We start from the raw sequence: 22,210 nt of genomic DNA on the forward strand, positions 1-22,210 counted from the left end.
CTCCCCCACAAGGGGGGAGGGAGCGCAGTTCGCCTAGGGCGCGAGCCGGGCTCTCATGGCCGTCTCACCGCCAGGAGCGCCCCATGACCGCCCTCGCCGCCCTGATCCGCCGGGACATCCGGATCGCGCTCCGCGTTGGCGGCGGGGCGCTGATTGGTGTGCTGTTCTTCCTCACCGTGGTGGTGCTGATGCCGTTCGCGGTCGGGCCGGATCTGGCGCTGCTATCGCGGTTGGGGCCGGCGATCCTGTGGCTCGGCGCGCTGCTGGCGAGCCTGCTGACGCTGGACCGGCTGTTCATGGCCGACCATGAGGACGGTTCGCTCGACCTGATCACGATGAGCCGGACGCCGCTGGAACTCGCGTGCGCGGCCAAGGCGCTGGCGCATTGGCTGGCGGCGGGCCTGCCGCTGATTGTCGCAACCCCGGTGCTGGGCCTCCTGCTCAACCTCGACATGACCGCGACCGGCGCGGTGGCCCTGACGCTGCTGGCGGGCACGCCTGCGCTGACCTTTACCGGCATGATCGGCGCGGCGCTAGCGGTGACGCTGCATCGCGGCGGGCTCTTGATGGCCGTGCTGGTGCTGCCGCTGTCGATCCCCGTCCTGATCTTCGGGGTTGCGGCCTCGCAAGCCGCCATCACCGGGCCATTGTCATTCGGTGCGCCGTTCTCGATCCTCTGCGCGCTGTCGCTGGTCAGCCTCGTGATCGGCCCGTTTGCGGCGGCGGCGAGCCTGAAACATGGGCTGGACTGAAATGAGTTCGGTTGCCTTGACCCCGATCAACTTTCGCTGCGCACTTTCATGCTGATTGCGTGAGCGCTGACCTGTGATTATCAGAAGACCATGACGCTGATCGACCTCGCCAACCCCACACGGTTCCTCGCGCTCTCGGCGCGGGTGCTGCCGTGGCTTGCGGCTGCGACCGTCATCCTGCTCACGATCGGCCTTTATCAATCCGCGTACGCGCCCGACGACTATCAGCAGGGCGCGACCGTGAAGATCATGTTCATCCACGTGCCCAATGCGTGGCTGTCGATGTTCGTCTGGGGCGTGATGAGCATCGCCTCGCTCGGCACGCTGGTGTGGCGGCATCCGCTCGCCGACGTCGCCGCCAAAGCCGCCGCACCGATCGGTGCCAGCTTCACCTTCCTCGCGCTGCTCACGGGCTCGCTGTGGGGCCGGCCGATGTGGGGCACCTATTGGGAATGGGATGCGCGGCTGACCTCGGTGCTGATTCTGTTCCTGATGTATCTCGGCCTGATGGCGCTGTGGCGCGCGGTGGAAGATCCCTCGCGCGCGGCGCGCGCAGCCGCCGTGCTGACGCTGGTCGGCGCGATCAATCTGCCGATCATCAAATTCTCGGTCGATTGGTGGAACACGCTGCATCAGCCGGCCTCGGTGATGCGCATGGGCGGCTCGACACTCGACAAATCGTTCCTGATTCCGCTGCTGGTGATGGCCGTCGCCTTCACGCTGCTGTTCATCACGCTTCACATCGCGGCCATGCGCAACGAGATTTTGCGACGCCGTGTCCGCTCGCTGCAGATGATGCAGGCGAGCCAGAAGGCGGCATGATGACATCACTCGGCCCCTACGCGTCTTTCATCGTGACATCTTATGCCGCCGCGGCCGTCGTGGTTGCGATCCTGATCGGCTGGGTCGTGCTCGACTATCGCAACCAGACGCAGCGGCTGCGCGAACTCGATCGCAGCGGCGTCACGCGTCGTTCAGGCCGCAGTGCCGTGGACACACCATGAGCGAACAATCGACTTCCGCACCGCCGCAGCGCCGCACCTTCCTGATGGTGCTGCCGCTGCTCGCCTTCATCGCCCTTGCGGTGCTGTTCTGGTTCCGGCTCGGCAGCGGCGATCCGTCGCGCATTCCGTCCGCGCTGATCGGCCGGCCTGCGCCACAGACCACGCTGCCGCCGCTCGAGGGATTGCAGGCTGACAACGTGCAGGTGCCGGGCTTCGATCCCACCGCGTTCAAGGGCAAGGTCAGCCTCGTCAACGTCTGGGCCTCCTGGTGCGTGCCCTGTCACGACGAGGCGCCGCTGCTGACGGAGCTTGCGAAAGACAAGCGCTTCCAACTCGTCGGCATCAACTACAAGGATGCGCCCGACAACGCGCGGCGCTTCCTCGGGCGCTACGGCAACCCGTTCGGTCGCGTCGGCCTAGATGCCAACGGCCGCGCCTCGATCGAGTGGGGCGTCTATGGCGTGCCCGAGACCTTTGTCGTCGGCCGCGAAGGCACCATCGTCTACAAGCTGGTCGGCCCGATCACGCCGGACAATTTCCGCAGCGTGTTGCTGCCGCAGATGGAGAAGGCGTTGAAGGCGGGGAGCTAACGCAGCTCTCGTGCCCCGGACGCTGCGCAGCGCGCAAGCGGTGCGCTGCAGAGCCGGGGCCCATGTCGCCACAGCGAATCTGGGTCCCGGCTCTGCGCAGCGTCACTGCGTGCCGCAGCGCGTCCGGGACACGAGACCTGGCTACCCCTTCCGCACGTCCCCCGCCTCGGCCTCGCTCGTCTCCAGCGAGACCGGCTCGACGCCGTAGCGCTTGGTCAGCGGCATCTGGGCGATGGCGAAGATCATGGTCAGCGGCGTGACGCCGAACACCTTGAAGTTCACCCAGAAATCCGTGCTCTGGGTGCGCCAGACGATCTCGTTCAGCACCGCCATGCCGGCAAAAAATAACGCCCAGCGCAGCGTCAGGATGCGCCAGCCCTGCGGGGTCAGGTTGAACATCTGATCGAACATCACGGCGATGAAGGAGCGGCCGAACAGCAGCCCGCCACCGAGGATCGCGGCGAACAGGCCGTAGATGATGGTCGGCTTGACCTTGATGAAGGTCTCGTCGTGCAGCACAAGCGTCAGCGTGCCGAACACCAGCACGATCACGCCTGTGACGATCGCCATGATCGGGATGTGGCGCGTCACCACATAGGAGGCGATCATCGCCGCCACGATCGCGACCATGAAGGCGCCGGTCGCGGCAAACAGATTGAACTTCGCATTCACGAAGAAGAACACGAGCAGCGGACCGAGCTCGGTCGCAAGCTTGAACAGCGGATGCGGCTGGGTCTTGTCCATTCTCTAGCTTTCGATTCCGGCAATGGCGCGGGCGAAATCGCGCGCGGTGAACGGCGCGAGATCGTCGACGCCTTCGCCGACGCCGATGAAATGCACCGGCAGTTTGAATTTTTCCGCGAGGGCCACCAGAATGCCGCCGCGCGCGGTGCCGTCGAGCTTGGTCATCACGAGGCCGGTCACCCCTGCGGTGCGGTGGAAGGCCTCGACCTGCGACAGCGCATTCTGGCCGACGGTGGCGTCCAGCACCAGCAGCACGGCATGCGGCGCAGTGTCGTCCACCTTGCGGATGACGCGCACGACCTTCTCGAGCTCGTTCATCAGCTCGGCCTTGTTCTGCAAGCGGCCGGCGGTGTCGATCAGGAGCACATCGATTGTCTGCTCCTTCGCCGCCGTCAGCGCATTGAAAGCGAGGCTCGCCGAGTCCGAGCCCTGCGCGCCGGCAATGACCGGAGTCTTGGTGCGCTCACCCCAGACCTTGAGCTGCTCGATGGCTGCTGCGCGAAAAGTGTCGCCGGCGGCCAACATCACCTTGCGGCCTTCGGACGCGAATTTTTGCGAGAGTTTTCCGATGGTCGTAGTCTTGCCGGAGCCGTTGACGCCGACCACGAGGATCACGAACGGCTTCCTGGCCTTATCGATCTCGAGCGGCTTCGCCACCGGCGCCAGCACCTTCTCGACCTCGGTCGCGACCACGTCCTTGACCTCGTCGGCCGAGATCGCCTTGTCATAGCGCCCCGTGCCGACGGCATCCGCGATCCGCACCGCGACCGAGGTGCCGAGATCGGCGCGCAGCAGCACGTCCTCGATGTCGTCGAGCATGGCGCGGTCGAGCTTGCGCTTGGTGACGAGGTCGGCGACCGCGGTCCCGAGCGAGGACGAGGTGCGCTTCAGCCCGTTGGACAGGCGGCGCCACCAGCTCAGCTTGGGGGTCTCGGGGGTGGTATCGTTCATGGTGGCGGTGTGTTAGCCGTTCCCGCTGTTAAACGAAAGTGTTGAGCCAAAGGTCCTGCTATTGCTCGATGTTCCCGAATTGACCGCCGAGGAGATCCAGTCGCGCGTGCTCCATCGCGACGGGCTGATGCTGGTCATCGACAAGCCCTCGGGCCTGCCGGTGCATCGCGGCCCCAAGGGCGGCGCCAATCTGGAAGCTTCCTTCAACGCGCTCTGTTTCGGCCTGCCGCGGCCGCCGGTGCTGGCCCACCGGCTCGACAAGGACACCTCCGGTTGCCTCGTGCTCGGCCGCCATCGGAAAGCGACAGCGTCGCTCGGCCTCCTCTTCAAGCACGGCAAGATCGGCAAGACCTACTGGACCGTGGTCGAGGGTGGCCCGACCGAGGACGAAGGCACGATCGACTTGGCCCTCGGCCGGCTCAACGCCGAGCGCGGCTGGTGGCAGAAGCCTGATCCGGAGGGGCAGAAGGCCGTCACCAACTGGAAGGTGATGGGCCGGGGCGACGGTTTCACCTGGCTCGCCATGGAACCGGTGACCGGCCGGACCCATCAATTGCGGGTGCATTCGTCAGCAACCGGCTGGCCGATCTTCGGCGACAACATTTACGGCAACGGCCCGCGATTCGGCGAGCCGAAGCTGCATCTGCATTCCCGCGAGATCGTGGTGCCGATCTCCCGGAACAAGGAGCCGGTCCGCGTGGTCGCGCCCGCCCCGCCCCACATGCACGAAAAACTCCGCGCCTGCGGCTGGAACGGGGAATAGTGGGCGGCCCGCACCATGGTTTACGAAACGTTCAGTGCTCGTCTCTAATGATAGCGGTTGCTTAGAACAAGCCTCCCATCCGCTCAGGACGAGCAACGCGTCATGTCCACGGCCGAACTATCGATCATCGACGAGGTCGAAACCGCCATCCGACTAGGCTCGCCGGAAAAGGGTCTCGAAACGGCCCGGCGCGTCACCGATCTGTTCCTGTCCTCCGCCGGAAGTTTCGACGACGAGCAGATCGCACTGTTCGACGACGTGCTCGAGCGCCTGATCGGCACCATCGAGCTGCGCGCCATCGCCGACATGGGCGCGCGCGTGGCGCTGGCCGAAATCAGCGCCCAGCTTGCGCCGGTCGCGCAGGCGCCGCCCTCTGTGATCCGCCGCCTCGCCAACAATGACGAGATCCGCATCGCCGGTCCCGTGCTGCAGGAATCCGCGCGCCTCGACGACGGCGAGCTGATGAAGATCGCATCAGCCAAGGGCGAACCGCATCTGCTCGCGGTCGCCGGCCGCTGGTGGCTGAAGGAGATCGTCACCGACGCACTGCTGGCGCGCCGTTATCCCAGCGTCAGCCGGCGCCTCGCCGCCAATCCCGGCGCGCGCATGTCCGGAAAGGGATTCGCCGTTGTCGTCGGACAGGCCGAGAGCGATCCCGAGCTCGCGGTGAGCGTCGGCGTCCGCGTCGACCTGCCGTCGGACCTGCGCCGCCAGTTGCTGCGTTCCGCGACGGATGCCGTGCGCACGCGATTGCTGTCGCGCGCGCCACCCGATCTGTTCGATGAAATCCAGAGCGCCATTGCCGCGGTCACCGTCGGCGTCGAGCGCGAGATGTCGGGTGTCCGCGATTTCGAGGGCGCCAAGCGGGCGATTGCAAATCTCAAGGCGACCGGCCAGCTCAACGAGGCGACGCTGCTCGGCTTTGCAAGATACCGACGCTACGAAGAAGCCGTGGCCGCGTTGGCGGCGCTGTCGGGATCGACCGTCGAGGTGATTCGTCCGCTGATGCAGAGCCTGCGCGAAGACGGCCTGCTGGTGCCGTGCAAGGCGGCGCAACTGAGCTGGGAAACGACTGCTGCCGTACTCGAAAGCCGCTTTGCGACAGGCGCCATGAAGCCGGCGGATGTTGCGAGGGCGCAGAGCAATTTCGCCCGCATGTCGCCGGAGAATGCACGGCGCACGTTGCGGTTCTGGCAGGTGCGGGCGTCGTAGGGTTACGCTATTCGCCAAACTGACTGTGTCATCACCCGCGAAAGCGGGTGATCCAGTATTCCAGAGACATCAGTGGGATACGGAGAAGCCGCGGCGTACTGGGTCGCCCGGTCAAGCCGGGCGACGACACCTGTTATGCGGTGAGCCGCTCGCCATCGCTACCAGTGATCATCACCGACACAACACTCCCCACACGCCCACCCGCAATCGCCACCGGCAGATAATGCTCGGTGCGTCCCTGGCCCGCGCTCTCGATCAGCACGTCGCGCATTGCGCCGATCTCTGCTTGCAGCCGCTGCCGTAGCGCGACCTCGCCCGCTGCCCGCAGCCGCTTCGCACGTTCCTTGATCGCCGGCCCTGCGACCTGCGGCATCCGCGCGGCCGGCGTGCCGGGGCGCGGGGAATAGGGGAAGACGTGGAGGAAGGTCAGCCCGCACTGCTCGACGAGATCGAGTGAGCGCGAGAACATCTCCTCGGTCTCGGTCGGAAAGCCCGCGATGATATCGGCACCAAACGCGATATCCGGCCGCAGCCGGCGCACCTGATCGCAGAACGCGATCGCATCCTGCCGCGAATGCCGACGCTTCATGCGCTTCAAGATCATGTCGTCACCGGATTGCAGCGACAGATGCAGATGCGGCATCACGCGCGCATCGTCGGCGATGGCATCGAGCAGATCGGCGTCGGCCTCGATCGAATCGATCGAGGAGATGCGTAGCCGCTTCAGCTCCGGCACGTGCCGCAGAATCTGCTTCGTCAGCATGCCGAGCTTCGGTGCGCCCGGCAGATCGGCGCCGTAGCTGGTGAGATCGACGCCAGTGAGCACGATCTCGGCATGGCCGCGCTCCGTAAGCGCCCGCACCTGATCGACCACCGCGCCCATCGGCACCGAGCGCGAATTGCCGCGGCCGTAGGGGATGATGCAGAAGGTGCAGCGATGATCGCAGCCGTTCTGCACCTGCACGAACACCCGCGGCAGGCCGCTCGCAAAACCGTCGATCAGATGCGGCGCCATCTCCTTCACGGACATGATGTCGCTGACGGCGATCTTCTCGCTGGCGCCGAGATCGAAGGCGTCGCGTGCCTCACGCCAGACCTGCCTGCGCATCTTGTCGTCATTGCCGACGACGCGGTCGACCTCGGTCATGTCGGCGAACATGCCGCTCTGCGTCTGCGCCGCGCAGCCGGTGACGACGATGCGCGCTTCCGGTCGCTCGCGTTTCAATTTGCGGATCGACTGCCGCGCCTGCGCCACCGCCTCGTTGGTGACGGCGCAACTGTTGATGACGATGGTGTCGGAAAGGCCCGCGCCTTCCGCCTCGCGGCGGATCACTTCCGCCTCGAAAGCATTGAGGCGACAGCCGAAGGTGACGACCTCGACGGTCATCACCTGACCGGCGCGAACAGCGCCGGATCGAAATTGCCTTCATATTCGAAGGTGGCGGTGCCCGTCATCAGCACGTGGTCGTCGCGCTCGCGCCATTCGATGCCGAGCTTGCCGCCCGGCAGTGTCATCTCGACCTTGCGCTCGGTGCGCTTCAGGCGCGCAGCCGCAACCGCAGTCGCACAGGCCGCCGAGCCGCAGGCCCTGGTGAGACCCGCGCCGCGCTCCCAGGTGCGCATCGTGATGTGCTCGCGATCGACGATATGGGCGAGCGTGATGTTGGCGCGATCAGGGAAGATCGGATGATTTTCCAAGAGCGGACCAAAGCGCGCGAGATCATAGGCGTCGACGTCGTCGACCCAGAAGATCGCGTGCGGATTGCCCATGCTGACCACGGACGGCGAATGCAGGATCGGGTTGTCGATCGGCCCGATCTGCAATTCGATGTAGCGGGTGTCGCGAAACTCTTCCGCCAGCGGAATGTCCTGCCAGCCGAATTTTGGCGCCCCCATGTCGACTGTGTAGAGGTCCGGCGCAGGGCCTTGCCAGGCATTGAGCAGGCCGGCCGCGGTCTCGAACGTGACCGTGGCCTGCCCGGTCTTCTCGAAGATGCGGCGGACCACGCAGCGCATGCCGTTGCCGCAGGCGCCGGCTTCCGAGCCGTCATTGTTGTAGATGCGGATGAAGGCCTCGGTGCCGTCGAGCCGCGGCTTCTGCAGCACCATCAGCTGGTCGTAAGGCACGCCGCCTTGCGCGGACGCGACTGCGCGGGCATCGTCCGGCGTGACCGGCGAGGCGGAATCACGCATGTCGACAACGACGATCTCGTTGCCGATGCCGTTCATCTTGGCAAATGCGTGGTTGTCCAGCGCGCTCATGAAAATTCCTGAATTTCGCCCGTCTTATATGGCGATCCTTGCCGGCTTGGCCAGTGATTTGCCGCCGGGGCCAGGACGTCTGCCAGGACGTCTGCCATGACGCATCTGTCATGGGACGAATTCGGCGGTCGCGTGTTAGAACGGCGCAGTTCGCGCGAACCGGGATGCGCGGCCGGATTTGAGGCCTTGGTGGGTTAAGGCCTTGGTACGCAAGGTTTTGGGGAGAATAGAATGAATCGTTTTTGCCGTCTCGCTCTGGTCGCGCTGATCCCGGCAGCGGCCATGTCGTTTGGCCCTTCCGTCGCCCTGGCGCAAACTCCGAGCCCGGCCCCGGCTGCATCGGCCAGTCCCGCCCCGGCTCCCTCAGCTTCGCCCTCCCCGGCCACAAGTGCCCCGGCGGCGAGCGCCTCGCCCGCTCCTGCAGCATCGCCCTCACCCGCAGCCAGCGCCTCACCAAGCCCGGCAACCCCGCCGCCGGCCGCGGCCGCAACGCCAGCCCCGGTGCAGACCGCCGATCCCTTTGGCCTCGAGACCACGCTCGAGCCGAAGAAGGTCGTAATGGTCAAGGGCACCGCCAATTGGGACTCGGCCTTCGACACCCTGGTCGACGCCTTCAAGACGCTGAACGCGCTCTTGGACAAGCAGGGCATCAAGCACGCCGGCAATTCGATGATCGTCTACACCTCGACCGACGACACCGGCTTCACCTTCCTGGCCGAGATCCCGGTCGAACAGGACCCGAAGAATCTGACCAAGGACATGAGCATCGGCAAATCGCCGGAAGGCAAGGCGCTGAAATTCGTCCATCGCGGCTCCTACGACAACATGGACAACACCTATGAGGCGATCACCAATCACCTCGACGACAAGAAGCTGGAAGCCAAGGACACCTTCATCGAGGAGTACCTCACCGATCCCCTGAAGACGGCAGAGGACAAGCTCGTGATCAACGTGTTCGTGCCGCTGAAGTGAGACCAATGAAAAAGCCCGCTGCCCTCGCCGCAATCTTCGCCGCCATAATGCTGGCCGCACCCGCGCTCGCCGACGATTTTCCGTCCGCGATCTCGGTGAGTGGCGAAGCCACCGTGTCCGTGGCGCCCGATCTGGCGCAGATCGACGCCGGCGTCGCCAATGATGCCAAGACGGCGAAGGAAGCCTCCGATGCCAATAACGCTGCAATGGGCAAGGTGCTGCTGGCGCTGAAGGGCGCAGGGATCGACGAGAAGGATTACCAGACCTCGCGGCTGTCGCTGCAGCCGCAATACGGCCAGAACAAATCGACCGGCGCCTCGCCAGTCGTCGGCTTCCGGGCCTCGAACCGCGTCACCGTGAAAATTCGCGACGTGACCAAGGTGGCCGGCATCATCGACACGCTGGTCGGCGCCGGCGCCAACGATATCGGCAACATCTTGTTCGAGGTGACGCAGGCCTCAAAACTGCTCGACAATGCCCGCGAACAGGCCGTTGCCGATGCCCGCCGCAAGGCCGAGATCTACGCCAGGGCCACCGGCGTAACGCTGGGCGCGCCGCTCAGCGTCTCCGAAGGCAGCGCTCCGATGCCGTTGTTCAAGGGCCGCATGACCGCAGCGCCGATGGCCGCGCCTGCTGCGGTCGCGCCGGGCGAGGAAACGCTGTCGGTGACGGTGAATGTGAGCTGGGCGATCAAGCCGAAAGAGCAGTAGGTCTCGTGTCCCGGGAGAGACCTAAATCTCCACCACCTGCCCAGGCTTCATCGCCACGAATCGCTCCTGCGGAATCTTCGCGGCATCGAGCGCCTCGACCAGCGCCGTGGCCGGCGCGTCGATCGCTTCATCCGTGAGCTGGAACGTGCCGTGATGATGCCCGAGCGCCAGTTGCGCGCCGCAATCCGCTAGCGCCTTCACCGCGTCTTCCGGGTTCATGTGCTGATCGCGCATGAACCAGCGCGGCTCGTAGGCGCCGATGGGGAGGATCGCCAGGCGCAACGGCCCATGCTTCTCGGCGACGCGGCGGAAATGCCCGCCATCGCCGTAGCCGGAATCGCAGACGACGTAGATTTTCCCCGCAGGCGTCTCCAGCACAAAACTCGCCCATAGCGCCTTGTTGCGATCGAACATGCCGCGCGCCGACCAGTGCCGGGTCGGCACCAGCGTCGCGGCCACGCCGCCGCCGAGCTCGACGCGCTCGTGCCAGTCAAAGGCTTCCGCCTTGATGGTGGAGTCTGCGCTCCGCATCGTCACGTCATTACCAAGCGGCGTGATCACGCGCGGCGCAAAATTCTTCGCGAGCCGCGACAGCGTCGCGATATCGAGGTGATCGTAGTGCCCGTGCGAGACCAGCACGACGTCGATCTTCGGCAGCTTGTCGAAGGCAATGCCGGGATCATTGTGCCGCTTCGGTCCGGCCCAGCCCACCGGCGAGACCCGCATCGACCAGACGGGATCGACGAGAATGTTGAGGCCGCCGGTCTGGATCAGCCAGCTGGCGTGGCCGACGAAGGAGAGCCGCACCTTGCCGCCGTCGACGCCCGCCGGCGGGGTGTCCGCGTGGGAGTTAGGCACCCAGTCCGGCCAGGTCTCGCGCTTCCGCCCCCCGCCGAACTGCCAGCGGAACACCTCGCCGAGCGATCTCGGCGGCGCGCCGTCCGGATCGAAGAAGTGCAGGCCGTCGAAATGGTCGGAGACAGGGCCGTCATAGTTTTTCATGCGGGAGATCCAGAGGGACGGGACACCGACCAGCGCGGCCCCGCCCGCGAGCAGTCCAAAGATGTGGCGACGGGTGATCTGCACGGGCGGGCTTTTAGGGATAGTCGGGGCGGTAAGACATCACCGCCTATATGGGCGGGGCCTCCGGAAAAGGAACCCGTCGCCAAAACGATCACGTTTTCAGCACCTTGCCCTACCAAACGCGCCCCGGCGCCCTAACTTTCCTTGACTTTTGGGCGTGAGCGGCGTTTAACCCCGCCACTTTCTCGGAAAGGCTTTCTTTTCGAACCGCCGACTGGTCCTGGAGGCCAGAGGCCAACGTCCGACAGCGCTGTGCGCCCTCGGGCACAAAGGTGTTTGGAAGATCGCCATTCTGGCGAGCAGGACAAGGGACAATTGCATTGTTCGACAATCTGTCGGAACGGCTTGGCGGCATTCTCGATCGTCTGACGGGGCGCGGTGCGCTGACCGAAAAGGACGTCGACGCCGCGATGCGCGAGGTGCGCCGCGCACTGCTCGAGGCCGACGTCGCGCTCGAGGTCGTGCGCAGCTTCACCGAACGCGTGCGCGAGCAGGCGATCGGCGCCACCGTCGTCAAGTCGGTCACGCCCGGCCAGATGGTGGTCAAGATCGTCCATGACGAGCTGATCAACACGCTCGGCGCCGAAAGCCAGACCATCGACGTCAATTCCGTGCCGCCGGTGCCGATCATGATGGTCGGTCTGCAAGGCTCGGGTAAGACGACCACCACCGCAAAGCTCGCCCGCCGCCTGGTCCAGCGCGACAAGCGCAAGGTGCTGATGGCTTCGCTCGACATCTACCGCCCGGCGGCGATGGAGCAGCTGGCCGTGCTCGGCCGCGATCTCGACATTCCGACCCTGCCGATCGTCGCGGGACAGCAGCCGGCGCAGATCGCCAAGCGCGCGCTCGAGGCCGGCAAGCTCGGCGGCTACGACATCGTGCTGCTCGACACCGCCGGCCGCACCACGCTCGACGAAGAGATGATGGCTGAGGCGGCGGCCATTAAGGCTGCAGCGAATCCGCACGAAGTGCTGCTGGTCGCAGACTCGCTCACCGGCCAGGACGCGGTGAATCTCGCGCGCGCTTTCGACGAGCGCGTCGGCCTCACCGGCATCGTGCTGACGCGCGTCGACGGCGACGGCCGCGGCGGCGCCGCGCTGTCGATGCGCGCGGTCACGGGCAAGCCGATCAAGCTGCTCGGCACTGGTGAAAAGACCGACGCGCTGGAAGATTTCCATCCCGACCGTATCGCCGGCCGCATCCTCGGCATGGGCGACGTGGTCTCGCTGGTCGAACGTGCCGCCGCCAACATCGACGCCGAAAAGGCCGCGCGGACCGCCGAGCGCATGCGCAAGGGTCAGTTCGACCTCAACGACATGCGCGAGCAGCTCTCGCAGATGGCCAACATGGGCGGCATCAGCGGCCTGATGGGCATGATGCCCGGCATCGCCAAGATGAAGAACCAGATCGCGGCCGCCGGGATCGACGACAAGATTTTGAAACGCCAGGTCGCGGTGATCGATTCCATGACGCGCGACGAGCGCCGTCATCCCGACCTGCTCAAGGCCAGCCGCAAGAAGCGTATCGCTGCGGGAAGCGGCCAGAGCGTCGAGCAGGTCAACAAGCTGCTGAAGATGCACCGGAACATGGCGGACGTGATGAAGGCCATGGGCTCGGGCAAGCGCGGCCCGCTCGCCGGCATCGCGCAGGCGATGGGCTTTGGCGGCGGCATGAAGCCGCCCTCGCCGGAAGAGATGAAGGCGCTGCAGGAGAAAATGCAGAGCGGCGGCGGTGGCCTTCCGAACCTGCCGAAGGATCTGCCGGCTGGTCTGCGCACCGGCCTGCCGAACGTTCCCGGACTGACCGGGCTGAGCGGCAAGCCGACGCTGCCGGGCCTCGGCGGTTTTCCGGGCAAGAAGAAATGAGGAATTCGTCGCGAGGGATCGCATCGGTCTCACGCAACGCGGAATACCAATCAACCGAACAAAACGTACTTTGCAAACCACACTTTCAAGGAGAACTGAATGTCCGTCGTTATCCGCCTCGCCCGCGCAGGCACCAAGAAGCGTCCCGTCTATCACGTCGTCGTCGCCGATTCGCGCTTCCCGCGCGATGGCCGTTTCATCGAGCGTCTCGGCTATTTCAACCCGCTGCTGCCGAAGGACAACGAGACCCGTCTGAAGCTCGACATGGACAAGGTGAAGGCCTGGCTCGCCAAGGGCGCGCAGCCGTCGGACCGCGTGTCCCGCTTCCTCGATGCCGCCGGCGTCAAGAAGCGCGAAGCGCGCAACAACCCCGAGAAGGCCGTGCCGCGCAAGGAGCGCAAGGCGCAGGCCGAAGCCGCTGCGAAGGGCTAAGGCTCATCCATGTCGGCGCTGATCTGCGTCGCGCGGATCGGCGCCGCGCATGGCGTGCGCGGCGCGGTCAAATTGTGGACCTTCACCGACGATCCCTTTGCCGTTAAGCGCTACGGTCCGCTTCTCACCAAGGACGGCAAGCGCCAGTTCGAGCTGGCGCAGGCCCGTGAAGCCAAGGACCATCTGGTCGCGACCTTCAAGGGCGTCACGACCCGCGATGAGGCCGAGCGCCTCAACGGAATCGAGCTCTACGTCGCGCGCGAAAAACTGCCCGCGACCGACGAGGACGAATATTACCACGCCGATCTGATCGGGCTCGCCGCCGTCACCACGGCAGGCGATGCGCTCGGCCGCGTGCTCGCCATTCATAATTTCGGCGCCGGCGACATCATCGAGATCGCGCCCCTCAAAGGCGCCACGATGCTGCTGCCGTTCACCAACGCAGTTGTGCCCGAGGTCGATATCGCCGGCGGCCGCGTCGTGATCGAGCTGCCGCAGGAAGTCGAAGGCGATGACGAGGCATCGTCATCGTGACCAAGCGGTAACGGTTCGCTAACAAGTCTCGCGAAATCTTCACTTGCATCCGGCATCCGGCTCGTTCACGCTTGGGTTGCATCACCCTCCCGCGTCTTCCCGAACACCGGAGCTTCAAATGTTGTGCCGCTGCCTTCTGGCAACGATCGGCTTGCTCGCGTCCGCGGGCCTCGTCAATGCCCAGACGCCACCGAGCCCGCCGCCACCAGCACCAGCCGAGCAAGCCACCACGCAAGACGCGATGGAGGAGCCGCAAGTCGGTGACCACTGGACCTACGAGATACGCGACGAGATCACGGGCGATCTCAAATCGACCACGACGCACACTATCACGGACGTATCGGCCACCGAGATCAGCATCAGGTTCGAGGTCCTCGGCAAGCCCGGTTTCGGCTACCAGACCTATGACCGGTCTTGGGACATCATCAACAATGGCGCATGGCGCTTCGCGCCAAACGACGGCACGGGCGTCCGCATGCCGCTCGCGGTCGGCAAGTCCTGGACATTCAAGTCCAACGATTCCAACAGCACGACCGGCGTCAACCTGAAGCGCACGGGCACCTCAAAGGTCACCGCCAAGGAGAACATCACCACCCGCGCCGGCACTTTCGAGGCCTACAAGATCGAGACGTCGTTCGAGATGCGAAACGCCAACGATCCCACCAAGAAATCCCAGGCCGAGCAGCAGGTCTGGTACGTGCCGGCGATCAACCATTGGGTGAAACGCACCTATGTCAGCAGGGCGGACGGTAGGGTTCGCGAGCGAGGCGCGCTCGAAATGGTCGAATACGGCCGCCGTTGACAGCCGGCGCGAAAGCGACCGTCGATGACCGAATCTTCCAGGGGAAAACGCTGATGTCTCGTTACGCAGCCACGATGATGGCTTGTCTGCTTGCCGGTAACACCGTGGCATGGGCTGCGAGCGATACACCACCACCCGCGCCTGCCGGCGCAAACCCGGTCATCGCGATGGAAGCGCCTCTGCAGGGCGACTTCTGGACCTATGAAGTGCGCGACGAAATCAGCGGCAAGGTCAGCGCAATCCGCAAGAACATCGTCACCGAGGTTACGCCGAGCGAGATCAGCATCCGCGTCACCACCGAAGGCAAGGAAGACCAGGTTCTGAGCGTCTACGACCGATCGTGGAATCTGAAGAACGCCGGCGAATGGAAATATCAACCCGGAGACGGCAGCGGCATCCATGCGCCGCTGAAGATTGGCGATAGCTGGAATTTCTCTGCCGACGACGTCAACAGCGGCAAGGGTTTCATCTGGAAACGCTCCGGCCATTCGAAGGTCGTCGGCCAGGAGACCATCACCACCCGGGCCGGCACGTTCGAGACGTACAAGATCGAAACGACGCTTCTGAGGCGCCCGACCAACGATCCGAGCCGCAAGCACGACATCACCGCCGTGACCTGGTACGCGCCGGCCGTCGACCATTGGGTAAAGCGAACCTTTGTGTCGCGGGGTAACGGCCATCTGCTGAGCAACAACGTCCTCGAGCTCGTCGAGTACGGCCGCAAGAACTGAGGCCCGCGGAGGCCTCGACCTGCCGGCCGCAATGCCCTAACCAGCGGCCATGACGACTTCTTTCCCTTGGCGCGCGACGGTGCTGACGCTGTTTCCGGAGATGTTTCCGGGGCCGCTTGGCGTGAGCCTGGCCGGGCGAGCGTTGGCCTCCGGCCTCTGGGAGATCGAGGCGCGGGACATCCGGGCCTCCGCCACGGACCGTCACCGTAGCGTCGACGATACCCCCGCCGGCGGCGGCCCGGGCATGGTGCTGCGGGCCGACGTTCTGGCCGCCGCCATCGATTCCGCGGATATTGGCCCGGACCGGCCAAAGCTGCTGATGAGCCCGCGTGGTCGGCCATTGACCCAGGCCCGTGTCGCCGAGTTCGCCCAGGGCCCCGGTCCCCTGATCGTCTGCGGACGGTTTGAGGGGATCGACCAGCGGGTGATTGACGCCCGCGGTCTGGAGGAGGTCTCGATCGGCGATTACGTGCTCTCAGGGGGCGAAATCGCCGCTTTGGCCCTGATCGACGCCTGCGTCCGGCTGCTGCCGGGCGTGATGGGGAAGGAAGCCTCGGGAACCGAAGAGAGTTTTTCGGACGGCCTGCTCGAATACCCCCAATACACCCGCCCGCAGCTGTTCGAGGGGGTTCCGATCCCGGAGATCCTGACCTCCGGCGACCATGCCAAGGTCGCGGCCTGGCGGCGGGCGCAGTCCGAAGCCCTGACGGCGGCCCGGCGGCCCGATTTATGGGCCCAAATCCCGCCCAAAGCCCCGAATCGGCCTGGACGCCAAAAAGCGCCAAAAAACAAGACAGACGGGTGACAAACGCTCCGGACTGCCTTATAGGAGCGGCCACATCCGCAATGGCTGGATAGACGAATTTCGCGCAGCCCCCGTTTCCAAGGCTGGGCGCGCCGATGGAGATTTACCCATGAACCTGATCAAGCAGCTCGAGCAAGAGCAATTCGACAAGCTGTCCGCCGGCAAGGACATTCCGGAATTTGGTCCCGGCGACACCGTGATCGTCAACGTGAAGGTCGTCGAAGGCGACCGCACCCGCGTGCAGGCCTATGAGGGCGTCTGCATCGGCCGTTCCGGCGGCGGTCTCAACGAGAGCTTCACCGTTCGCAAGATCTCCTACGGCGAAGGCGTGGAGCGCGTGTTCCCGGTGATGTCGCCGATGATCGATTCGATCAAGGTGGTGCGCCGCGGCAAGGTGCGTCGCGCCAAGCTCTATTACCTCCGCAACCTCCGCGGCAAGTCGGCCCGCATCGTCGAGAAGACTGAGCACGCCAAGGCCGTCAACGAGTAAGCTCCGCCATCAGGCAAGTTTCGAAAAGCGTGGGGCGCCAAACGCCCCGCGCTTTTTTGTTGCGTCAGCCGTGCGCGTCAAAGCCCTCGCGCTTCCAAATCGGCCTGCTATATATTCCTGGAATGTTTCCAGATCTGACCAGCTTCGTCACCCCCCAGCGCGTCGTCATCGACGATCGCTCGCGGCTGCCTGGCCGGTTCTTCGGACGCTTCGCGACCTCGGCAACGTCAGAGCTTAGTCCCGCAGCTTAAAGGCTGCGCTGAAGACGATTGCCCCGCGCGAAACCCGCGCATTTCGCTGACACACATTGTTCGGAGCTGAAGCTCATGTCCAAGCCGACCACATTGTACGACAAGATCTGGAACGACCATCTGGTGCACGAAGCCGATGACGGCACCTGCCTGCTCTATATCGACCGGCATCTGGTGCACGAGGTGACCTCGCCGCAGGCGTTTGAAGGTTTGCGCGCCACCGGCCGCAAGGTCCACGCGCCGGAGAAGACGCTCGCCGTTGTCGACCACAACGTGCCGACCACCGATCGCACCAAGCCGAATCCCGATCCGGAGAGCATCGAGCAGATCAAGGCGCTGGCCGACAACGCCAAGGAATTCGGCATCGAATATTATAACGAGTTCGACAAGCGCCAGGGCGTCGTCCACGTCATCGGCCCCGAGCAGGGCTTTACCCTGCCCGGCACCACCATCGTCTGCGGTGACAGCCACACCTCGACGCATGGCGCGTTCGGCGCGCTCGCGCACGGCATCGGCACCTCCGAAGTCGAGCACGTTCTGGCGACGCAGACGCTGATCCAGAAGAAGGCGAAGAACATGCGCGTCACTGTCGACGGCAAATTGCCGGACGGCGTGACGGGCAAGGACATCATCCTGGCCATCATCGGCGAGATCGGCACCGCCGGCGGCACCGGCTACGTGCTGGAATACGCGGGCGACGCGATCAGTGCGCTCAGCATGGAAGGCCGCATGACGGTCTGCAACATGTCCATCGAAGGCGGCGCCCGCGCCGGCCTCGTTGCGCCCGACCAGAAGGCCTATGACTTCCTGCGCGGCCGCCCGAAGGCACCGAAGGGCGCGGACTGGGATGCGGCGATGCGCTACTGGGAAGGCTTGCGCTCCGACGAGGGCGCGCATTTCGACCACGAGCTGCGCCTCGACGCCGCAAAACTGCCGCCGATCGTGACCTGGGGCACTTCGCCTGAGGATGTGATCTCGGTGACCGGCATCGTGCCCGATCCCGACCAGATCGCCGACGAGGCCAAGCGTCTCTCCAAGCATCGCGCGCTGAAGTATATGGGCCTGACCGCGGGCACGAAGATCACCGACATCAAGCTCGACCGCATCTTCATCGGCTCCTGCACCAACGGCCGCATCGAAGATTTGCGCGCCGCCGCCAAGATCGCCGAAGGCAAGCAGGTCTCCGGTCACGTCAACGCCATGGTCGTGCCGGGCTCCGGTCTTGTGAAGGAGCAGGCCGAGGCTGAGGGTCTGGACAAGATCTTCATCAAGGCCGGCTTCGAATGGCGCGAGCCGGGCTGCTCGATGTGCCTCGCGATGAACCCGGACAAGCTGGCCCCGGAAGAGCGCTGCGCCTCGACCTCGAACCGCAACTTCGAGGGACGCCAGGGCTTCAAGGGCCGCACCCATCTGGTGTCGCCGGCGATGGCGGCAGCGGCGGCGATCGCGGGTCACTTTGTTGATATCAGGGAGTGGCGCTGAGCCAGTCCCTGCAATTGTAGTGATCGCGGCAAACGGCCGTTAATCCGCGTCACCCACATTGTGTCCTCGCGACGGTTCGCGGGGACACCCCATGGCCAACAAGTCTGAATATGTCGACCTGATCAGCGATGCGACCCGCCAGCACCGGCGGCGCGCAACGCCGCTGCGCATCGTCGCCAAGCCGGAGGCCGAGGAAACATCAAGGCTCAGCCGTTGGCCGCCGGCAATGTTTCGGCAATGGAAGGTCGAGAATTTGATGCCGTGGAAATCCGCGTCTTGGAAGCTGAAGGATTGAGCCACAGGATGAACAAAGGGCGCCGCTTGGGGCGCCCTTTTCATTTCGACCGCACTTACCAATAGCGGTACGGATAGTGCCAGCGATGCCAGCGCCAGATGCGGTGCGGGCCGTAGTAGGTCCAGACGATCCGGCAGCGGCGCGGATAGTGGTAGTAGGAATAGCCACCGTAATAGCGGCGATGGAAGTGGCGATAGCCGTAATGCGGGCGATAGTAGCCGCCGCCCCAGTGACGATGATAGCCGCCATAATGGATGCCGCCGTAGCGCATGCCGCCGCCATGGAAGGCGGGCGCCGCGCGGAAGCCGCCGCCATGGAAGCCACCGAAATGGCCGCCGCCTCCGTGGAATCCACCGCCACCGTGGAAGCCGCCGCCGCCGTGAAAACCTCCACCATGGAAGCCGCCACCATGTCCACCACCACCACCGCCGCCACCGCCGTGGCGGACCTGGATCATCATGTCGTCGCTTGCAGCTTTCGCGGCGGGCAGCGCGGTCGGATTGATCGGCGTCATCGCTTCAGCGCGACGCGCAGTCCCACCCGTCAGCATCAGCGTGGCCATCGCCGCAAGCCCGAGCACGCGCAGCGCGCTTGTCCGGGGACCCAATATCCTCAGCATGGAATGTCTCCCTGAATATGGACAGCGTCATTGCGGCGCTGCGTCTGGCGCCCTCGCTGTTCAATTGCAGTCGCTCCCAAGATGAAACTAGGGACAGCGACGTGAACGCGCCATGAATGAACGACGCTCCGCGCAATGCCACGACAAAGGGAGTTTGAGAGATGAACGTCTACGCAATCGAAGGAATTTGCGCCTGCGGCTAACGCATCACCAGAACGGTCCGTAGCCGATGACGAACGGCGCGGGCACGCCGTAGGGATAAGGACGGTAATAGACGGGCCGCGCGTAATAGTGCGGATCAGGTCGCGGAGTGTACCGCGCAACATCATATCGCACATGTCGTCGCCCATCGAACACCGCGCGGCCGGCGGAGGCATCGGGCAGCTTCGTCACTCTCTGCGCAGCGGAGGCGTGAGACAGGCCTGCGGCGAGCCCGACAACAACAGCCAATGCAATCCATCTCGTCATGACGACCTCCGCCCGCAACATGAGGGCATCGCACCGCCGCCTGCAAGTTAAAACAGGCCCGACATGCGGGCCTGTTCTCAACTCGCGCCGTGGTTCACCAACGGCGATGATGACGCCAGTGGTGGCCGCGCCAATGCGGCCGGCCCCAGCCGTGACGATGCCAGCGCACCTCGGTTGTCGGCGTGACTTCATCCTGCACCGCTTGCGCGGCGCCGGGATTGATCAGCGACACCGCCTGCGCGCGCTCGACTGGTGCGGCGAGGACGAACAGCGCACCGGCGGCCGCGAGGCCCAGCATTTTCAAGGACTGCATTTTTGTTGGATCTCCTGACATCGTTGCGGGTGCACGCACGGATCAGACGTCGCGGCGCAGGCTCGGCAAGCGCCGAACCTGGAACCATGGGCCTGAGTCTGTTATGGATGAACGCGCCCCGGACACGAATGCGCGGGGCACAGGCAAGTTCCTGAGCATCGGCGCAACATTTCGTGCGCCACCAAAACCAGCCGTCAGCGACGCACGTATCTCTTGGTCGAGCGAATGCAGGAGATGGTCATGGCAAATTCCAGCGCATTGCGGATATCTCGACTCGCGATCACAGCAAGCGTCCTGCTCGGCGCGAGTTCAGCACTGGCCTCGCAGGGGCCCGGCGTCGAGGGCGGCACGGCGAGCCCGCTGACGCAGCTCGTGATGGCGATCCTGGTCTATGGCGTGTCCGCACTCGTCGTCGGCGCCGGCCTGATCGGCGCGCTGCGCCGGCACTGAGCGCGTCTCAGCCGCGGCGCCAGTAGCAGCTCATATGCGGCACGATCACCGTGCCGCTCGGCCGGTATTCCTGCACATAGGTGGCGTTGCACTCGCGGACCGCATCCGGGCCCGGGTTGTAGCGCGGATAGACGCCGTCCGGGGTGTAGTAGGGCGTGACGCGCAGGCGGCTCTGGGGCCGCTTGCGGGGCGGCGGGACGTCATCGGGCGAGACCGCCTGGGCCATGCGGACCACGCTGCCAGCCGTCTGCGCATGTGCGCCAACGCAAGACTGCGAAAACAACCCCATGCACAGTAGCGTCAGCGCTGTTTTTGCTCGCATTTTACCGCCCACCTGAACCGTCCCCATCGAGGCCCCAAGCTCCCCGTTTTGGCGGCGCCCGTCAACCTCGCACGCTTATAAAGCCGGATGCATCGCTGCGGAACCCGCGCTAAGACAAGCGCATGTGGACGGACCTGAAAGCGCCCTCGCTGGCCGAGATGGAAGTGACGGCGCACGACATTTTCGAGCGCCTGCCGGCGGAATTTCACAGCCTTTGCGAAGGCGTGATCATCCGCGTCGACGACTTCCCCACCGAGGAGGTCCTGGACGAGATGGAATGCGAGAGCGAGTTCGACCTGCTCGGCCTGTTCCAGGGCGTCGGCCTGCCCCAGCAGAGCTTTGGCGACGTGGCGCGGCTGCCCAACATGGTCTGGCTCTACCGCCGGCCGATCCTGGACTACTGGGCCGAGCACGACGAAAGCCTCGGCCATATCGTCCGCCACGTCCTGATCCACGAGATCGGCCACCATTTCGGCCTCTCGGACGACGATATGGCGGCGATTGAGGCTCAGGCAGAGTAGAGCGGCTCGGTCCACCTCTCCCCAGCAGGGAGAGGTGGATTCCCGATGCCGCACTAGTTTGGCCTCAGACCCGCCAAGCAGACGAGATCTGCCGAAATCGGCCTAGGATTTGGCCCCCGATCGCGATAAATACGCGGTCCCTAACCACCCTCGGGAAGCGCAACCATGGACAAGTTCACTACGCTGGAAGGCGTCGCGGCGCCGCTGAAGATCATCAATGTCGACACCGACATGATCATTCCGAAGCAGTACCTCAAGACCATCAAGCGCACCGGCCTTGGCAAGGGTCTCTTCTCCGAGCAGCGTTACAAGGACGACGGCAGCGAGAATCCGGATTTCGTCCTCAACCAGCCCGCCTATCGCACTTCGAAGGTGCTGGTCGCCGGCGACAATTTCGGCTGCGGCTCGAGCCGCGAGCACGCGCCGTGGGCGCTGCTCGATTTCGGCATCCGCTGCGTGATCTCGACCTCGTTCGGCGACATCTTCTACAACAATTGCTTCAAGAACGGCATTCTGCCGATCCGCGTTGCCCAAGAAGACCTCGACAAGCTGTTCGACGACGCCGAGCGCGGCGCCAACGCGACGCTGACGATCGACCTGCCGAACCAGGAGATCCGTGGTCCCGACGGCGGCAAGGTCAAGTTCGAGATCGACCCGTTCCGCAAGCACTGCCTGATCAACGGCCTCGACGACATCGGTCTCACGATGGAAAAGAAGACCTCGATCGACACCTATGAGGACAAGCTCAAGCGCGAGCGCGCCTGGGCCTGATCTCAAGTTTCATTCG

At 64.8% G+C, this 22,210-nt stretch carries 29 protein-coding genes; 20 read left to right on the forward strand and 9 right to left on the reverse strand.

The window, feature by feature from the left end:
• Positions 1-83: 83 nt before the first annotated feature.
• The 4 genes from ccmB (at position 84) to V1280_RS29270 (ending at position 2,346) form a co-directional block, all read left to right on the forward strand.
• The gene (gene ccmB / locus V1280_RS29255; protein ID WP_334532397.1) at positions 84-752 is read left to right on the forward strand and encodes a heme exporter protein CcmB; all 669 of its coding nucleotides are present in this window, start codon (positions 84-86) and stop codon (positions 750-752) included.
• Positions 753-842: 90 nt separating this feature from the next.
• On the forward strand, positions 843-1,574 hold the full coding sequence (locus V1280_RS29260; protein ID WP_334532400.1) for a heme ABC transporter permease: 732 nt from the start codon (positions 843-845) through the stop codon (positions 1,572-1,574).
• Positions 1,571-1,756: a heme exporter protein CcmD gene (ccmD, locus tag V1280_RS29265; RefSeq protein ID WP_334532402.1), complete on the forward strand. Its 186-nt coding sequence runs from the start codon at positions 1,571-1,573 to the stop codon at positions 1,754-1,756. Before V1280_RS29260 ends, ccmD begins: the two co-directional genes overlap by 4 nt.
• Positions 1,753-2,346, forward strand: a complete 594-nt coding sequence (locus V1280_RS29270; RefSeq protein WP_334532404.1) for a DsbE family thiol:disulfide interchange protein — start codon at positions 1,753-1,755, stop codon at positions 2,344-2,346. The genes ccmD and V1280_RS29270 overlap by 4 nt, the downstream gene beginning before the upstream one ends.
• Positions 2,347-2,487: 141 nt before the next feature.
• Here V1280_RS29270 and V1280_RS29275 read toward each other — a convergent pair whose 3' ends face one another.
• Both V1280_RS29275 and ftsY read right to left on the reverse strand, forming a co-directional pair.
• Positions 2,488-3,090 (reverse strand): septation protein A, encoded by a 603-nt coding sequence (locus tag V1280_RS29275; protein ID WP_148778471.1) that lies wholly within the window; start codon positions 3,088-3,090, stop codon positions 2,488-2,490.
• Between the two features lie 3 nt (positions 3,091-3,093).
• Positions 3,094-4,041, reverse strand: a complete 948-nt coding sequence (ftsY, locus tag V1280_RS29280; protein ID WP_334532407.1) for a signal recognition particle-docking protein FtsY — start codon at positions 4,039-4,041, stop codon at positions 3,094-3,096.
• Between the two features lie 61 nt (positions 4,042-4,102).
• Here ftsY and V1280_RS29285 point away from each other — a divergent pair, with 61 nt between their 5' ends.
• Together V1280_RS29285 and V1280_RS29290 are read left to right on the forward strand one after the other, a co-directional pair.
• On the forward strand, positions 4,103-4,804 hold the full coding sequence (locus V1280_RS29285) for an RluA family pseudouridine synthase (RefSeq protein WP_334532410.1): 702 nt from the start codon (positions 4,103-4,105) through the stop codon (positions 4,802-4,804).
• A 102-nt stretch (positions 4,805-4,906) separates the two neighbouring features.
• Positions 4,907-6,016, forward strand: coding sequence for a DUF2336 domain-containing protein (locus V1280_RS29290; protein ID WP_334532413.1), 1,110 nt, complete (start codon positions 4,907-4,909; stop codon positions 6,014-6,016).
• A gap of 133 nt (positions 6,017-6,149) precedes the next feature.
• On the opposite strand, the gene mtaB is transcribed toward V1280_RS29290, so the two are convergent.
• Both mtaB and dapF read right to left on the reverse strand, forming a co-directional pair.
• Entirely contained in the window at positions 6,150-7,403 is a 1,254-nt protein-coding gene (gene mtaB / locus V1280_RS29295) for a tRNA (N(6)-L-threonylcarbamoyladenosine(37)-C(2))-methylthiotransferase MtaB (protein ID WP_334532416.1), read from the reverse strand.
• On the reverse strand, positions 7,403-8,278 hold the full coding sequence (dapF, locus tag V1280_RS29300; protein ID WP_334532419.1) for a diaminopimelate epimerase: 876 nt from the start codon (positions 8,276-8,278) through the stop codon (positions 7,403-7,405). The genes mtaB and dapF overlap by 1 nt, the downstream gene beginning before the upstream one ends.
• A gap of 231 nt (positions 8,279-8,509) precedes the next feature.
• Here dapF and V1280_RS29305 point away from each other — a divergent pair, with 231 nt between their 5' ends.
• Both V1280_RS29305 and V1280_RS29310 read left to right on the forward strand, forming a co-directional pair.
• A complete protein-coding gene (locus tag V1280_RS29305) occupies positions 8,510-9,250 on the forward strand; it encodes a GyrI-like domain-containing protein (RefSeq protein ID WP_334532422.1) in 741 nt (246 codons plus the stop codon).
• 5 nt (positions 9,251-9,255) lie between these two features.
• Positions 9,256-9,960: an SIMPL domain-containing protein gene (locus V1280_RS29310; RefSeq protein ID WP_334532425.1), complete on the forward strand. Its 705-nt coding sequence runs from the start codon at positions 9,256-9,258 to the stop codon at positions 9,958-9,960.
• 21 nt (positions 9,961-9,981) lie between these two features.
• Here V1280_RS29310 and V1280_RS29315 read toward each other — a convergent pair whose 3' ends face one another.
• The gene (locus V1280_RS29315) at positions 9,982-11,046 is read right to left on the reverse strand and encodes an MBL fold metallo-hydrolase (protein ID WP_334532428.1); all 1,065 of its coding nucleotides are present in this window, start codon (positions 11,044-11,046) and stop codon (positions 9,982-9,984) included.
• Between the two features lie 317 nt (positions 11,047-11,363).
• Between V1280_RS29315 and ffh the strand changes: the two genes are divergently transcribed.
• From ffh to V1280_RS29360, 9 genes are all read left to right on the forward strand, one after another.
• Positions 11,364-12,908: a signal recognition particle protein gene (gene ffh, locus V1280_RS29320; RefSeq protein WP_334532431.1), complete on the forward strand. Its 1,545-nt coding sequence runs from the start codon at positions 11,364-11,366 to the stop codon at positions 12,906-12,908.
• A gap of 99 nt (positions 12,909-13,007) precedes the next feature.
• Positions 13,008-13,340 carry a 30S ribosomal protein S16 gene (rpsP, locus tag V1280_RS29325; protein WP_014438992.1) on the forward strand — a complete coding sequence of 111 codons (333 nt, stop codon included), beginning with the start codon at positions 13,008-13,010 and terminating at the stop codon, positions 13,338-13,340.
• A gap of 9 nt (positions 13,341-13,349) precedes the next feature.
• The gene (gene rimM / locus V1280_RS29330) at positions 13,350-13,874 is read left to right on the forward strand and encodes a ribosome maturation factor RimM (RefSeq protein ID WP_334532434.1); all 525 of its coding nucleotides are present in this window, start codon (positions 13,350-13,352) and stop codon (positions 13,872-13,874) included.
• 118 nt (positions 13,875-13,992) lie between these two features.
• On the forward strand, positions 13,993-14,676 hold the full coding sequence (locus tag V1280_RS29335; RefSeq protein ID WP_334532437.1) for a TapB family protein: 684 nt from the start codon (positions 13,993-13,995) through the stop codon (positions 14,674-14,676).
• A 53-nt stretch (positions 14,677-14,729) separates the two neighbouring features.
• Positions 14,730-15,407, forward strand: a complete 678-nt coding sequence (locus V1280_RS29340; protein ID WP_334532440.1) for a TapB family protein — start codon at positions 14,730-14,732, stop codon at positions 15,405-15,407.
• Between the two features lie 49 nt (positions 15,408-15,456).
• A complete protein-coding gene (trmD, locus tag V1280_RS29345) occupies positions 15,457-16,212 on the forward strand; it encodes a tRNA (guanosine(37)-N1)-methyltransferase TrmD (RefSeq protein WP_334532443.1) in 756 nt (251 codons plus the stop codon).
• 109 nt (positions 16,213-16,321) lie between these two features.
• Positions 16,322-16,702 carry a 50S ribosomal protein L19 gene (gene rplS, locus V1280_RS29350; RefSeq protein WP_092233923.1) on the forward strand — a complete coding sequence of 127 codons (381 nt, stop codon included), beginning with the start codon at positions 16,322-16,324 and terminating at the stop codon, positions 16,700-16,702.
• 326 nt (positions 16,703-17,028) lie between these two features.
• Entirely contained in the window at positions 17,029-18,435 is a 1,407-nt protein-coding gene (gene leuC / locus V1280_RS29355; RefSeq protein WP_334532453.1) for a 3-isopropylmalate dehydratase large subunit, read from the forward strand.
• A gap of 91 nt (positions 18,436-18,526) precedes the next feature.
• Entirely contained in the window at positions 18,527-18,730 is a 204-nt protein-coding gene (locus V1280_RS29360) for a hypothetical protein (RefSeq protein ID WP_334532456.1), read from the forward strand.
• A 55-nt stretch (positions 18,731-18,785) separates the two neighbouring features.
• Here V1280_RS29360 and V1280_RS29365 read toward each other — a convergent pair whose 3' ends face one another.
• The 3 genes from V1280_RS29365 to V1280_RS29375 form a co-directional block, all read right to left on the reverse strand.
• On the reverse strand, positions 18,786-19,349 hold the full coding sequence (locus V1280_RS29365; RefSeq protein WP_334532459.1) for a hypothetical protein: 564 nt from the start codon (positions 19,347-19,349) through the stop codon (positions 18,786-18,788).
• Positions 19,350-19,556: 207 nt separating this feature from the next.
• Positions 19,557-19,817, reverse strand: a complete 261-nt coding sequence (locus V1280_RS29370; RefSeq protein WP_334532462.1) for a hypothetical protein — start codon at positions 19,815-19,817, stop codon at positions 19,557-19,559.
• A 94-nt stretch (positions 19,818-19,911) separates the two neighbouring features.
• A complete protein-coding gene (locus V1280_RS29375) occupies positions 19,912-20,130 on the reverse strand; it encodes a hypothetical protein (RefSeq protein ID WP_334532465.1) in 219 nt (72 codons plus the stop codon).
• Positions 20,131-20,370: 240 nt separating this feature from the next.
• Between V1280_RS29375 and V1280_RS29380 the strand changes: the two genes are divergently transcribed.
• On the forward strand, positions 20,371-20,580 hold the full coding sequence (locus tag V1280_RS29380; RefSeq protein ID WP_334532468.1) for a hypothetical protein: 210 nt from the start codon (positions 20,371-20,373) through the stop codon (positions 20,578-20,580).
• 7 nt (positions 20,581-20,587) lie between these two features.
• Here V1280_RS29380 and V1280_RS29385 read toward each other — a convergent pair whose 3' ends face one another.
• Positions 20,588-20,869: a hypothetical protein gene (locus tag V1280_RS29385; protein ID WP_334538449.1), complete on the reverse strand. Its 282-nt coding sequence runs from the start codon at positions 20,867-20,869 to the stop codon at positions 20,588-20,590.
• A gap of 155 nt (positions 20,870-21,024) precedes the next feature.
• Here V1280_RS29385 and V1280_RS29390 point away from each other — a divergent pair, with 155 nt between their 5' ends.
• Both V1280_RS29390 and leuD read left to right on the forward strand, forming a co-directional pair.
• On the forward strand, positions 21,025-21,423 hold the full coding sequence (locus tag V1280_RS29390; protein ID WP_334532471.1) for a metallopeptidase family protein: 399 nt from the start codon (positions 21,025-21,027) through the stop codon (positions 21,421-21,423).
• A 165-nt stretch (positions 21,424-21,588) separates the two neighbouring features.
• The gene (gene leuD, locus V1280_RS29395; protein ID WP_334532474.1) at positions 21,589-22,194 is read left to right on the forward strand and encodes a 3-isopropylmalate dehydratase small subunit; all 606 of its coding nucleotides are present in this window, start codon (positions 21,589-21,591) and stop codon (positions 22,192-22,194) included.
• Positions 22,195-22,210: the final 16 nt, after the last annotated feature.

The sequence above is a fragment of the Bradyrhizobium sp. AZCC 2230 genome (assembly GCF_036924495.1).
Lineage (GTDB): Bacteria > Pseudomonadota > Alphaproteobacteria > Rhizobiales > Xanthobacteraceae > Bradyrhizobium > Bradyrhizobium rifense.

What these genes read in the sequence shown, in the direction of transcription:
- ccmB (WP_334532397.1), top strand. Translation starts at nt 84, where the DNA reads ATGACCGCCCTCGCCGCCCTGATCCGCCGGGACATCCGGATCGCGCTC.
- V1280_RS29260 (WP_334532400.1), top strand. Translation starts at nt 843, where the DNA reads ATGACGCTGATCGACCTCGCCAACCCCACACGGTTCCTCGCGCTCTCG.
- ccmD (WP_334532402.1), top strand. Translation starts at nt 1,571, where the DNA reads ATGATGACATCACTCGGCCCCTACGCGTCTTTCATCGTGACATCTTAT.
- V1280_RS29270 (WP_334532404.1), top strand. Translation starts at nt 1,753, where the DNA reads ATGAGCGAACAATCGACTTCCGCACCGCCGCAGCGCCGCACCTTCCTG.
- V1280_RS29275 (WP_148778471.1), bottom strand. Translation starts at nt 3,090, where the DNA reads ATGGACAAGACCCAGCCGCATCCGCTGTTCAAGCTTGCGACCGAGCTC.
- ftsY (WP_334532407.1), bottom strand. Translation starts at nt 4,041, where the DNA reads ATGAACGATACCACCCCCGAGACCCCCAAGCTGAGCTGGTGGCGCCGC.
- V1280_RS29290 (WP_334532413.1), top strand. Translation starts at nt 4,907, where the DNA reads ATGTCCACGGCCGAACTATCGATCATCGACGAGGTCGAAACCGCCATC.
- mtaB (WP_334532416.1), bottom strand. Translation starts at nt 7,403, where the DNA reads ATGACCGTCGAGGTCGTCACCTTCGGCTGTCGCCTCAATGCTTTCGAG.
- dapF (WP_334532419.1), bottom strand. Translation starts at nt 8,278, where the DNA reads ATGAGCGCGCTGGACAACCACGCATTTGCCAAGATGAACGGCATCGGC.
- V1280_RS29305 (WP_334532422.1), top strand. Translation starts at nt 8,510, where the DNA reads ATGAATCGTTTTTGCCGTCTCGCTCTGGTCGCGCTGATCCCGGCAGCG.
- V1280_RS29310 (WP_334532425.1), top strand. Translation starts at nt 9,256, where the DNA reads ATGAAAAAGCCCGCTGCCCTCGCCGCAATCTTCGCCGCCATAATGCTG.
- rpsP (WP_014438992.1), top strand. Translation starts at nt 13,008, where the DNA reads ATGTCCGTCGTTATCCGCCTCGCCCGCGCAGGCACCAAGAAGCGTCCC.
- rimM (WP_334532434.1), top strand. Translation starts at nt 13,350, where the DNA reads ATGTCGGCGCTGATCTGCGTCGCGCGGATCGGCGCCGCGCATGGCGTG.
- V1280_RS29335 (WP_334532437.1), top strand. Translation starts at nt 13,993, where the DNA reads ATGTTGTGCCGCTGCCTTCTGGCAACGATCGGCTTGCTCGCGTCCGCG.
- V1280_RS29340 (WP_334532440.1), top strand. Translation starts at nt 14,730, where the DNA reads ATGTCTCGTTACGCAGCCACGATGATGGCTTGTCTGCTTGCCGGTAAC.
- trmD (WP_334532443.1), top strand. Translation starts at nt 15,457, where the DNA reads ATGACGACTTCTTTCCCTTGGCGCGCGACGGTGCTGACGCTGTTTCCG.
- rplS (WP_092233923.1), top strand. Translation starts at nt 16,322, where the DNA reads ATGAACCTGATCAAGCAGCTCGAGCAAGAGCAATTCGACAAGCTGTCC.
- leuC (WP_334532453.1), top strand. Translation starts at nt 17,029, where the DNA reads ATGTCCAAGCCGACCACATTGTACGACAAGATCTGGAACGACCATCTG.
- V1280_RS29360 (WP_334532456.1), top strand. Translation starts at nt 18,527, where the DNA reads ATGGCCAACAAGTCTGAATATGTCGACCTGATCAGCGATGCGACCCGC.
- V1280_RS29365 (WP_334532459.1), bottom strand. Translation starts at nt 19,349, where the DNA reads ATGCTGAGGATATTGGGTCCCCGGACAAGCGCGCTGCGCGTGCTCGGG.
- V1280_RS29370 (WP_334532462.1), bottom strand. Translation starts at nt 19,817, where the DNA reads ATGACGAGATGGATTGCATTGGCTGTTGTTGTCGGGCTCGCCGCAGGC.
- V1280_RS29375 (WP_334532465.1), bottom strand. Translation starts at nt 20,130, where the DNA reads ATGCAGTCCTTGAAAATGCTGGGCCTCGCGGCCGCCGGTGCGCTGTTC.
- V1280_RS29380 (WP_334532468.1), top strand. Translation starts at nt 20,371, where the DNA reads ATGGCAAATTCCAGCGCATTGCGGATATCTCGACTCGCGATCACAGCA.
- V1280_RS29385 (WP_334538449.1), bottom strand. Translation starts at nt 20,869, where the DNA reads ATGGGGTTGTTTTCGCAGTCTTGCGTTGGCGCACATGCGCAGACGGCT.
- V1280_RS29390 (WP_334532471.1), top strand. Translation starts at nt 21,025, where the DNA reads ATGTGGACGGACCTGAAAGCGCCCTCGCTGGCCGAGATGGAAGTGACG.
- leuD (WP_334532474.1), top strand. Translation starts at nt 21,589, where the DNA reads ATGGACAAGTTCACTACGCTGGAAGGCGTCGCGGCGCCGCTGAAGATC.